The sequence below is a fragment of the Pseudomonas sp. F8002 genome, assembly GCF_013385495.1.
In the GTDB taxonomy this organism is placed as follows: domain Bacteria; phylum Pseudomonadota; class Gammaproteobacteria; order Pseudomonadales; family Pseudomonadaceae; genus Aquipseudomonas.
Genome location: NZ_JACAPW010000032.1, coordinates 297329 through 308935, shown reverse-complemented (window position 1 = coordinate 308935; position 11607 = coordinate 297329). Strand labels below are relative to the sequence as shown.

9 protein-coding genes are annotated in these 11607 nt (G+C 62.3%); 8 read left to right on the top strand and 1 reads right to left on the bottom strand.

All coding sequences use genetic code 11. The features are described from left to right. Nucleotides 1-79: 79 nt before the first annotated feature. From prmA to HX811_RS23920, 8 genes are all read left to right on the top strand, one after another. Nucleotides 80-958, top strand: a complete 879-nt coding sequence (gene prmA, locus HX811_RS23955; RefSeq protein ID WP_003217316.1) for a 50S ribosomal protein L11 methyltransferase — start codon at nucleotides 80-82, stop codon at nucleotides 956-958. Nucleotides 959-988: 30 nt separating this feature from the next. Beyond that, nucleotides 989-2251 carry a DUF3426 domain-containing protein gene (locus tag HX811_RS23950; protein WP_177047639.1) on the top strand — a complete coding sequence of 421 codons (1263 nt, stop codon included), beginning with the start codon at nucleotides 989-991 and terminating at the stop codon, nucleotides 2249-2251. Nucleotides 2252-2436: 185 nt separating this feature from the next. Then, on the top strand, nucleotides 2437-3450 hold the full coding sequence (gene dusB, locus HX811_RS23945) for a tRNA dihydrouridine synthase DusB (protein ID WP_003217321.1): 1014 nt from the start codon (nucleotides 2437-2439) through the stop codon (nucleotides 3448-3450). Further along, entirely contained in the window at nucleotides 3447-3767 is a 321-nt protein-coding gene (fis, locus tag HX811_RS23940) for a DNA-binding transcriptional regulator Fis (RefSeq protein WP_003186237.1), read from the top strand. The genes dusB and fis overlap by 4 nt, the downstream gene beginning before the upstream one ends. A gap of 81 nt (nucleotides 3768-3848) precedes the next feature. Continuing rightward, nucleotides 3849-5456, top strand: coding sequence for a bifunctional phosphoribosylaminoimidazolecarboxamide formyltransferase/IMP cyclohydrolase (purH, locus tag HX811_RS23935; RefSeq protein WP_003217323.1), 1608 nt, complete (start codon nucleotides 3849-3851; stop codon nucleotides 5454-5456). A 138-nt stretch (nucleotides 5457-5594) separates the two neighbouring features. Next, nucleotides 5595-6887, top strand: a complete 1293-nt coding sequence (gene purD / locus HX811_RS23930) for a phosphoribosylamine--glycine ligase (protein ID WP_003217326.1) — start codon at nucleotides 5595-5597, stop codon at nucleotides 6885-6887. Between the two features lie 102 nt (nucleotides 6888-6989). Further along, entirely contained in the window at nucleotides 6990-9764 is a 2775-nt protein-coding gene (locus tag HX811_RS23925) for a hybrid sensor histidine kinase/response regulator (RefSeq protein WP_003217328.1), read from the top strand. Nucleotides 9765-9975: 211 nt separating this feature from the next. After that, a complete protein-coding gene (locus HX811_RS23920) occupies nucleotides 9976-10572 on the top strand; it encodes a MarC family protein (protein WP_003217330.1) in 597 nt (198 codons plus the stop codon). Between the two features lies 1 nt (nucleotide 10573). Here the strand turns inward: HX811_RS23920 and HX811_RS23915 are convergent, their stop codons facing one another. Beyond that, nucleotides 10574-11365: a hypothetical protein gene (locus HX811_RS23915; RefSeq protein ID WP_102606174.1), complete on the bottom strand. Its 792-nt coding sequence runs from the start codon at nucleotides 11363-11365 to the stop codon at nucleotides 10574-10576. Between the last annotated feature and the right edge of the window lie 242 nt (nucleotides 11366-11607).

Genomic DNA, 11607 nt, shown 5'->3' with positions numbered 1-11607 from the left:
CTGCCCGCCGCTCGCGTAAACTTGCGCGTCTTTCGCAGCCCTACCCCGCTGCACACTCATTTTTTCAAAGGTGCCCGCCATGCCTTGGCTGCAAGTCCGTCTCGCCATCAGCCCAGAACAAGCCGAAACCTACGAAGACGCGTTCCTCGAAGTGGGCGCCGTGTCGGTGACCTTCATGGACGCCGAAGACCAGCCGATCTTCGAACCCGAGCTCAACACCACCCCGTTGTGGTCCCACACCCATCTGCTGGCCCTGTTCGAAGACGGCACCGATGCCGCCAGCGTCCTGGCCCATATGGAACTGCTCACCGGCGGCCCGCTGCCGGAACACCACAGCGAAATCATCGAAGACCAGGACTGGGAACGCAGCTGGATGGACAACTTCCAGCCAATGCGTTTTGGCCAGCGCCTGTGGATCGTGCCGAGCTGGCACGCCGCCCCCGAGCCTGACGCCGTGAACCTGCTGCTGGACCCGGGCCTGGCGTTCGGCACCGGCACCCACCCCACCACCGCACTGTGCCTGGAATGGCTCGATGGCCAGGACCTGAAAGACTGCAACGTGCTGGACTTCGGCTGCGGTTCGGGGATCCTGGCGATCGCTGCCCTGCTGCTGGGCGCCAAGGAAGCGGTCGGTACCGATATCGACGTGCAAGCCCTGGAAGCCTCCCGCGATAACGCCGGGCGCAATAACATCGCTGAAGAGAAATTCCCGCTGTACCTGCCGGAGCAATTGCCCCAGGTGCAGGCCGACGTGCTGGTGGCCAATATCCTCGCCGGGCCGCTGGTTTCCCTGGCGCCGCAGCTGTCGAGCCTGGTCAAGCCGGGCGGCCGCCTGGCGCTGTCGGGCATCCTCGCCGAACAGGGCGAAGACGTTGCCGCCGCCTACGCCCAGGATTTTGAGCTGGATCCGATCGCCAACCGCGATGGCTGGGTACGCATCAGTGGTCGTCGGCGCTAGAATGAGCGCCTGCATGAATCGGATGGCCGCATGACCGACAGTTTCGTCACCCAGTGCCCACACTGCCAAGCACGCTTTCGCGTCAACCACGCTCAATTGAGCGTGGCCCGTGGCGTGGTGCGCTGTGGGTCGTGCCTGCAGGTGTTCAATGCCGCTCGCCAACTGCTGGAGCAGCGCGCCAACGCGCCCGCGCCCCAGGCACCACCTGCGGCAGAGCCGCCGGCAGCCGTAGAACCGCCACCCCAAGCGCCGCGAGCCATCAGCCAGAAGCAATGGACCGCCGAAGAGCTGGACCTGGATAACCTGGACCTCGACGTAGAACTGGCCAAGCTGGAGCGTCGCGAGATCCAGCACACCCAACCCGTGGGTGCCGACCGTCGCCAGACCGGCGCCGATCGTCGGCAAAAGGAAGATGCCCTCAGCGCCAGCCGTGATACGGCCAAGGCCGAGGAAGAGCAATGGGCCTCCAGCCTGTTCAGCGAACCCCGGGATGAACGGGCCCAAGCCCCGCAAATGGTCGACGACGAACCGCAACCGGCCAAGGCAAGCCCAGGCAAACCCAAGCGCACCGAACCGTCGATGTCGTTTGAAGCGGTCGAGCCGGACGACGAACCACCGCTGCACACAAGCACCACCGATGACGAACTCGACCCACCGGTAACCGCCGTAGCAGACGAGCCGGAACCCGAACAACCGGAACGCCCGCAGCCCAAACGCAAGCGCCCTCGCCCCGAGGCTGGCGCCCACGACGACCTGCTTTCGGACCTGGAAGACGACCCGCTGCACCTGTATTCACAGAAGCGTTCCTCCGGCTGGGGCCGCCGCCTGTTCTGGGGCTTGCTGGTGCTGCTGGCCGCCGCCGGCCTGGCGGGACAATACGTCGCCTACCAATTCGACGACCTGGCACGCCAGGACGCCTACCGTCCATGGTTCCAGGAACTGTGCCCGAAACTGGCCTGCACCGTGCCATCCCGGGTCGATATCGCCCACATCAAGAGCAGCAACCTGGTGGTGCGCAGCCACCCGGAGTTTGCCGGTGCCCTGGTGGTGGACGCGATCATCTATAACCGCGCGACATTCTCCCAACCGTTCCCGCTGCTGGAGCTACGCTTTGCCGACATGAACGGGAATATGATCGCCAGTCGTCGCTTCAAACCCGCCGAATACCTCAGCGGCGAGTTGGCAGGCGTGACCGAGATGCCCTCCCAGACGCCGATCCACATTGCCCTGGACATCCTCGACCCGGGCAACAAAGCGGTGAATTACAGCCTGAGCTTCCACTCCCCCGAGTGAAACGGCTGCCTGGCCGGTGCTTGACGGCAGATTATTGACTGCATCGCCTTTGACCAAACCTGCGGCGATAAGAAAATAACTGCTCAGATTTTATCCAATTCAGCCTTTATCCAGTCATCGAGAGCGGGTATCATGCCAACCCTTTTTCGAACTCTAATGATCCGGCCCCACAACAGGGAAGTCCTATGTCGGCGGTACGCATCGGCCCATACACATTGCACAACGGCTTGATCCTCGCCCCGATGGCGGGCGTCACCGACCAGCCCTTTCGTCAGCTTTGCAAGCGTTTGGGCGCAGGGCTTGTAGTCTCGGAAATGGTCACCAGCGACATGAGCCTATGGAACACCCGCAAATCGCGGATGCGCATGATCCACGAAGGTGATCCCGAGCCCCGCTCGGTACAGATCGCCGGCGGTGATGCGCAGATGCTGGCGGATGCGGCCCGGGCCAACGTGGAGTTGGGGGCGCAGATTATTGATATCAACATGGGTTGCCCGGCCAAGAAGGTCTGCAACAAGGCCGCAGGTTCTGCCCTGTTGAAGGATGAGCAGTTGGTGAGCGAGATCCTGCATGCCGTTGTCGCTGCAGTGGATGTGCCGGTCACCCTGAAGATCCGCACCGGTTGGGACCGGGACAACAAGAATGGCCTGACGGTGGCGAAGATCGCCGAGCAGGCGGGCATTACAGCGCTGGCGGTGCATGGCCGGACCCGCGCCGACCTTTACACCGGTGAAGCCGAGTACGACACCATTGCCGCGATCAAGCAGGCGGTGTCGATTCCCGTCTTTGCCAACGGCGACATCGACTCAGCCGAGAAAGCCCGGCGCGTGCTGCACGCGACCGGCGCCGATGGCCTGTTGATTGGCCGGGCTGCCCAGGGGCGGCCGTGGATTTTTCGTGAGATCGAGCATTTTCTGCGTACCGGCGAAACCTTGCCGGCACCGGAGCTGATCGAGGTGGAACGTATTCTGCTAGAGCATCTGGCCGCCCTGCACGCCTTCTACGGAGACGTGATGGGAGTACGCATTGCTCGCAAGCATGTGGGCTGGTATCTCGCAACCTTGCCGGGCGCCAGGGAGTTTCGCGCCCACTTCAATCGTTTGGATGATACGGAAGCACAGTGCGCCAACGTTCGTGAGTTCTTCTCCGAGCGTTACAAGAGCCTGGTGACAGGGGACGGAGAAGGGGTGGCCGCATGACGATGATGACCGAGACTTTAGTGAGTGGAACAACACCCGTGAGCGACAACGTCAATTTGAAACAGCACCTCAACACGCCGAGCGAAGAAGGCCAGACCCTTCGCGGGAGTGTCGAGAAGGCGCTGCACAATTATTTCGCCCACCTTGAGGGCGCTGCCGTCACGGACGTGTACAACCTGGTGCTCTCCGAAGTCGAAGCACCGTTGCTCGAAAGCGTGATGAACTACGTCAAGGGCAACCAGACCAAGGCCAGTGAGCTGCTCGGCCTGAACCGTGGCACGCTGCGCAAGAAACTCAAGCAGTACGATTTGCTGTAAGCATTCAATCAAACCAGAAAGGCGCCCGCGTAAAAACGGACGCCTTTTTTGCTGACTCCTTTGCTTTTGATGGAAATTGAAATGACCGACCAGACTACCCGCCTGCCGATCCGCCGTGCCTTGATCAGTGTCTCCGACAAGACCGGGATCCTCGAATTTGCCCGGGAGCTGGAAGCCCTGGGCGTGGAGATTCTCTCCACCGGCGGGACCTTCAAACTGCTGCAGGACAACGGCGTGGCCGCAGTGGAAGTGGCGGACTACACCGGTTTCGCAGAAATGATGGACGGTCGGGTCAAGACCCTGCACCCGAAAATCCACGGCGGGATCCTCGGTCGTCGCGGTATCGACGACGCCATCATGAGCGAGCACGGCATCAAGCCGATCGACCTGGTGGCCGTTAACCTGTACCCGTTCGAAGCCACCATCAACAAGCCAGGCTGCGACCTGCCGACCGCCATCGAAAACATCGATATCGGCGGCCCGACCATGGTTCGCTCGGCAGCCAAGAACCACAAGGACGTGGCCATCGTGGTGAACGCCAGCGACTACGCCAACGTACTGGAAAGCCTGAAAGCCGGCGGCCTGACCTACGCCCAGCGCTTCGACCTGATGCTCAAGGCCTTCGAACACACCGCTGCCTACGACGGCATGATCGCCAACTACATGGGCACCGTGAACCAGGCCGCTGAAACCCTCAGCACAGAAGGTCGCAGCCAGTTCCCGCGCACCTTCAACAGCCAGTTCATCAAGGCCCAGGAAATGCGCTACGGCGAGAACCCGCACCAGAGCGCGGCGTTCTACGTTGAGGCCAAGCCTGCTGAAGTCGGCATCGCCACCGCGACCCAACTGCAAGGCAAAGAGCTGTCGTACAACAACGTGGCCGACACCGACGCCGCGCTGGAATGTGTGAAGAGCTTCGTCAAGCCAGCCTGCGTGATCGTCAAGCACGCCAACCCGTGCGGCGTGGCCGTGAGCCCGGACGCTGAAGGCGGTATCCGCCAGGCGTACGAACTGGCCTACGCCACCGACACCGAGTCGGCCTTCGGCGGCATCATCGCCTTCAACCGTGAGCTGGACGCCGAGACCGCCAAGGCGATCGTCGAGCGTCAGTTCGTTGAAGTGATCATCGCGCCATCCGTCAGTGAAGAGGCCCGCGCCATCGTTGCCGCCAAGGCCAATGTGCGCCTGCTGGCGTGCGGCGAGTGGTCGGCCGAGCGTGCCGCTGCCTGGGACTACAAGCGCGTCAACGGCGGCTTGCTGGTACAGAGCCGCGACATCGGCATGATCGGCAGCGCCGATCTGAAAGTGGTGACCAAGCGCGCCCCGACCGAACAGGAAATCAACGACCTGATCTTCGCCTGGAAAGTCGCCAAGTACGTTAAATCCAACGCCATCGTCTACGCCAAGAACCGCCAGACCATCGGTGTCGGCGCCGGCCAGATGAGCCGCGTGAATTCGGCACGCATCGCTGCGATCAAGGCAGAACATGCCGGCTTGCAGGTGCAGGGTTCGGTGATGGCGTCCGACGCATTCTTCCCGTTCCGTGATGGCCTGGACAACGCCGCGAAAGCCGGTGTTACCGCCGTGATCCAACCGGGCGGCTCGATGCGTGACGCAGAAGTGATTGCAGCGGCTGATGAAGCCGGCATTGCCATGGTCTTCACCGGCATGCGCCACTTCCGTCACTGATTGCTCGTTCCCACGCTCTGCGTGGGAATGCAGCCCGGGACGCTCCGCGTCCCAAAGCGTGACGCAGAGCGTCACAAGAGGCATTCCCACGCAGAGCGTGGGAACGGTCAGAATTCAGCGTCATCCGAGGTTTTTGAAATGAATGTTTTGATCATTGGCAGCGGTGGCCGTGAACACGCCCTGGCCTGGAAAGTTGCCCAGGACCCACGTGTCCAGAAAGTGTTCGTCGCCCCCGGCAACGCCGGTACCGCCATTGAAGCCAAGTGTGAAAACGTCGCCATCGACGTGTTGGCCCTTGAGCAACTGGCGGACTTTGCCGAGAAAAACGTTTCCCTGACCATCGTCGGCCCGGAAGTGCCCTTGGTAGCTGGCGTTGTGGACCTGTTCCGCAGCCGCGGCCTGGACTGCTTCGGCCCAACCGCCGGCGCTGCCCAGCTGGAAGGCTCGAAAGCCTTCACCAAGGATTTCCTGGCTCGCCACAAGATCCCGACCGCCGACTACCAGAACTTCACCGAGATCGAGCCGGCCCTGGCCTACCTGCGTGAAGTCGGTGCACCGATCGTGATCAAGGCCGACGGCCTGGCCGCCGGTAAAGGCGTGATCGTCGCAATGACCCTGGCTGAAGCCGAAGACGCCGTGCGCGACATGCTCGCCGGCAATGCTTTCGGTGAAGCCGGTTCGCGCGTGGTGATCGAAGAGTTCCTCGACGGCGAAGAAGCCAGCTTCATCGTGATGGTCGACGGCAAGAACGTACTGCCGATGGCCACCAGCCAGGACCACAAACGTGTGGGTGACGGCGACAGCGGCCCGAACACCGGCGGCATGGGCGCCTACTCCCCGGCGCCAGTGGTCACCGCCGAAGTGCACAAGCGCGTGATGGACCTGGTCATCTGGCCAACCGTGCGCGGCATGGCCGACGAAGGCAATGTGTACACCGGTTTCCTGTACGCCGGCTTGATGATCGACAAGGCCGGCAATCCGAAAGTCATCGAGTTCAACTGCCGCTTCGGCGACCCGGAAACCCAACCGGTGATGCTGCGCCTGCAATCGAGCCTGGTGCTGTTGGTTGAAGCTGCGCTGGCCCAGGCCCTGGACAAGGTCGAAGCCCAGTGGGACCCGCGCCCGAGCGTCGGCATCGTGCTGGCCGCCGGCGGCTACCCGGCCGACTACGCCAAGGGCGATGTGATTGAAGGTCTGGACGCGGCTGCTACGCTGGAAGGCAAGGTGTTCCACGCGGGCACCGCGCTCAAGGATGGCAAGGTCGTCACCGCCGGTGGTCGCGTACTGTGCGCAACCGCTATGGGCAGCAGCGTAGATGCCGCCCAGCAACAGGCTTACAAGCTGGCGGCGAAGATCGACTGGAAAGGCTGCTTCTACCGCACCGACATTGGCTACCGCGCCATTGCCCGTGAGCGTGGCGAAAGTCAGTAAACAGCTATCCGTTCGGTTAGGCAGGGGCCTCTGGCCCTTGCCCTACGCTTGTGGCCCCGCGCATAGTTATACCCATGCATCAACCTACGAAGGGATTTCGCCGTGCGCTGGCTCAGGATCGCCATAGGTTTCACTGTCAGTCTGCTGACCTTGCTCTGCTTGCTCCCGGCCCAGGCCGCCGCACAAGGCAGTGGCTGGGCAGTATTGCTTGATGAACAGGCCGATCTGCAACTGAGCGACATCCGCTCGCCCCGCTACATCAATCAATTCAGCCCCATCGAACTGGACCGGATTACCGCCGCGCAACCGGACGGTGCGTTGTGGGTACGCTTCAGGCTGCAACCCGGCAAACACGAGCAAGTGCTGCGGGTATTCGCCCCTGACCTGTCACACCTGAACCTGTATGTACTCGACGGCGACACCCTGGTGGAGCAGGAAGCTACCGGCACCCGCCAGCCCCAGGCCGAGCGCCCGCTGCCCAGCAGCGACTTCATGCTGCCGATGCCGCAAAGCCAGAAGCCGCTGGACGTGTACCTGCGCATGGTCTCGGAACACGAGCTGCGCCCCTACATCACCCTTGAGCCGGCCGTGCTGGCTGCGGCCAACCAGAACCAGACGCTGATCTACGGGCTGCTGTTCGGTTGCCTGGTGATGCTGATCCTGCACAACCTCACCCGCTACGCCTACCATCGCTCCCGCAGCAGCCTGTGGCTCGCCGCCTGCGAATTGCTGTTGCTGCTGAGCCTTGCGCTGCTGCTCAACGTGCTGGGCCCGTGGTTGCCGAACTGGCACGCGGTACAAACCCCCGGTGCCTACCTCGCCCTGCTGCTGACCGCGCCGTGCGGGCTGATGTTTGCCTACCGCTTCTTTGCGCCACTGGGCCCGCATCCGCTGAACAAGCTGTTGATGGCCGATATCCTGCTGATCGTCCTGACCGGCCTGTTGCTGCTGTTCGTCAACACCTTGCCCCTGAACATCATCACCTACGCCCTGGTGGCGCTGGCCGGCCTGAGCATGTTGTTCGTCTCGGCCTATCACTGGCAAAAGGGCTACCGCCCGGCGCGCCTGTTCATGCTGGCGATGGTGATCTTCAACATCGGCACGCTGATTATTCTCCCGGCCTTGCTGGGCCTGACGCTGGTGCCGCCACAAGGCTTGATCATCACCCTGCTCGGCTTTATCTGCCTCAGTGGCCTGTTGATGAGCCTGGCCCTGGGCGAACGCCAGCGCGCCATCACCGAAGACAACTTCAGCCTCAGCCGCGACCTGGCGGCCAGCAACGCCGAAATCGCCGCCAAGGCCGAATTCCTGGCGAAGATCAGCCACGAAATTCGCACGCCCATGAACGGCGTGCTGGGCATGACCGAACTGCTGCTGGGCACCCCGCTTTCAGTCAAGCAACGCGACTACGTGCAAACCATCCACAGCGCCGGCAACGAACTGCTCACCCTGATCAACGAGATTCTCGACATCTCCAAGCTGGAATCCGGGCAGATCGAATTGGACGATGTGCAGTTCGACCTCAACGCGCTGATCGAAGACTGCCTGAGTATTTTCCGCGCCAAGGCCGAGCAGCAGAACGTCGAGCTGATCAGCTTTATCCAGCCCCAGGTACCCCGGGTGATCAGCGGCGACCCGACGCGGCTGCGCCAGGCACTGTTGAGCCTGCTGGAAAATGCCCTGCAAAAAACCGATGAAGGCGAAGTACTGATCGTCGTCGCACTGGACGAGCGCAGCAGCAAACCGCGCCTGCGCATTGCCGTGCAAGACAGCGGCCTGCCGATGGAACCCGCCGAGCGCGACGCCCTGCTGCACAGCGAGTTGCACAGCAAGAACTTCCTCTCTGCCACCCGCCTGAGCGGCCATCTGGGCCTGGTCATTGCCCGCCAGCTGATCCTGTTGATGAACGGCGAATTCGGCATCAAGAGTGGCAGCCAGCAAGGCAGCACCCTGTGGCTGACCTTGCCGCTGGACCCGGAACGCCTGGAGCACCCGACCTCCGACCTCGACGGCCCGCTCAAGGGCGCGCGCGTGCTGGTGGTGGACGACAACGACACCTGCCGCAAAGTGCTGGTGCAGCAATGCACGGCCTGGGGCCTGAACGTGAGCGCCGTGCCTTCGGGCAAGGAAGCCCTGGCGCTGCTGCGCACCAAGGCGCACCTGCGGGACTATTTCGACGTGGTGCTGCTGGACCAGAACATGCCCGGCATGACCGGCATGCAACTGGCGGCGAAGATCAAGGAAGACCCGAGCCTGAACCACGACATCCTGCTGATCATGCTCACCGGCATCAGCAATGCGCCGAGCAAGATCATCGCGCGCAACTGCGGGATCAAGCGCATCCTCGCCAAACCCGTGGCCGGCTATACCCTCAAGACCACCCTTGCCGATGAGTTGACCCAGCGCAGCAAGGGCTCCGTGCAACCACGCCAGCCGGCGATCAGCGCGCCGGCCCCGGTGACCGTGCCGAGTGATTTCCGGATCCTGGTGGCGGAAGACAACAGCATCTCCACCAAGGTGATTCGCGGCATGCTCGGCAAGCTCAACCTGCAGCCCGACACCGCCAGCAACGGCGAAGAAGCCCTGCAGGCAATGAAGGCCCAGCGCTACGACCTGGTGTTGATGGACTGTGAAATGCCGATCCTCGACGGCTTCTCCGCGACCCAGCAACTGCGCGCGTGGGAGGTCAGCAACCAGCGGATTCGTACGCCAATCGTGGCACTCACCGCGCACATTCTTTCGGAACATAAAGAGCGTGCACGCCAGGCCGGGATGGACGGGCACATGGCCAAGCCGGTGGAGTTGTCGCAATTGCGCGAGCTGGTGGAGTACTGGGTGGCACAGCGCCAACAGCGCCCTGAGCACGCTCCCACCTGACCCATGCATGACGCAGATCAAAATGTGGGAGCGGCGGTGCGACGATTCGACTTGCTCGCGAAAGCGGTGTGTCAGTCAAACATGTATTGGCTGACACACCGCTTTCGCGAGCAAGCCCGCTCCCACATTGGATTGTTGTCGCTTCACAGATAGCGCTCAGCCACAGGCCTGATAAACTCCCGCTCGCCCTCCTTCGCTGCGAGCTCCCACCATGCTCCACGTGCTATTCAGCGTTTACCTGAAGATGCTGGTGCTCTACAGCCCCTTCTTCGTGCTCTCCTGCTTTATCAGCCTGACTCGCGGGTACTCCAGCAAGGAGCGGCGGCGCCTGGCCTGGAAAGTGGCCCTCGCCACCCTGGTATCGAGCGTGTTGCTCTACCTGTTCGGCCGGGTGATTTTCAGTGTGTTCGGCATCACCGTCGACGCCTTCCGCATCGGCGCCGGCAGTGTGCTGTTCATCTCGGCCCTGGGCATGGCCCAGGGCAAGTCGGCGGTGCAGACCGACAACGTGCAGCAGGACGTGACCATCGTGCCGCTGACCATTCCCCTGACCGTCGGCCCCGGCACCATCGGTGCGCTGCTGGTGATGGGCGTCAGCCAGCCGCACTGGGACGACAAGATCACCGCGATTCTCAGTATCGCCCTGGCCAGCCTGACGGTGGGCGTGGTGCTGTACCTGTCCAACCGTATCGAACGCATCCTCGGCGACCAGGGCTTGCAGATTGTCAGCCGGTTGATGGGGCTGTTCGTGTGCGCCCTGGCCGCGCAAATCATCTTCACCGGTGTACGCGGTTACCTGGTGCCGTAGATCAAATCCTGTAGTTGGCGATAGCCAGGCGGACCTTGTCCCCTGCGCTGTCCCGCAGCAGTTGAATCGTGTCTTCGTTGACCACCGAGCTGTTCAGCACCAGGCACGTGCGGCCACTGAAGGCCTCGACGGATGCACTGTCCCACTCCAGAAACGGTATGCCCAGTTGCTTGCTGACGCCGTGGGAGCTGTACGTCACCAGCACCATCGAAACTTCCCCGGCGATTTCCGAGCAGGACGCCAAGCCGAAATCGCCACCGTCACGCGTGGTGGTATTTCGCTTGAATAACTCAAATGAAGCCGGGAGCTGCTTCAAGGCTTCAACCGCCTCCGCCACCCGTTTGGGCAATACACTGATCAGCGGCCCCGACAGAAACGTCGAGGCCACGGTGGCCGCCATCAGGTTCAGCGCCGCCAACTGCACCGACAGCCCCTTGCGAGAGGTGTACACCCGCTCGAAACTGCTCCTGACCGGCATCCACCCGAGGCTGCTCATGACCTTGATGAATTCGTTGTACCAGGCCTCTGTGCCCCGGGCGACCCGCAGCACATCGCTGACGTAGCTGCTCGCCAGCAAATAGCTTTTGCGGGTGTACTCCTTGTTGAGGCTGGTCATGCCTTGCACAAACGACATGACGCTGTTGTTCACCACCGCCGCGTCCAGCTCATCATCCGCCTCGGGCTTCACCGGCGCGCTCAACCCCGACGCCAGGCCGGGCGCGCCCGGAAGCCGGTAAGCGGCAATCAGCTTCCTCCTTTTTGCGCTGTTGATCCGTTTGTTGTTTCGCTCCATAGCCATTTCTCCATAACCCCCAACATGGGGCTCAACGCCAACACTAGTCGACTTGCCGGGGATTTTGAGCTGCTGGAAATTGACCACGGGACGCGCCGCGACCCGCAGGAAAAATCACTGCAGGCGGCGCAGCTGAGTAAACGCTGGGGATGAGGCGGCGGCACACAAAAGCGCCGTGCTTTTCTTCAAGCCGTAGAGAAAGGTATGACTTGAGCCGATGCAAAAAAACCTCGGCAAGCAGA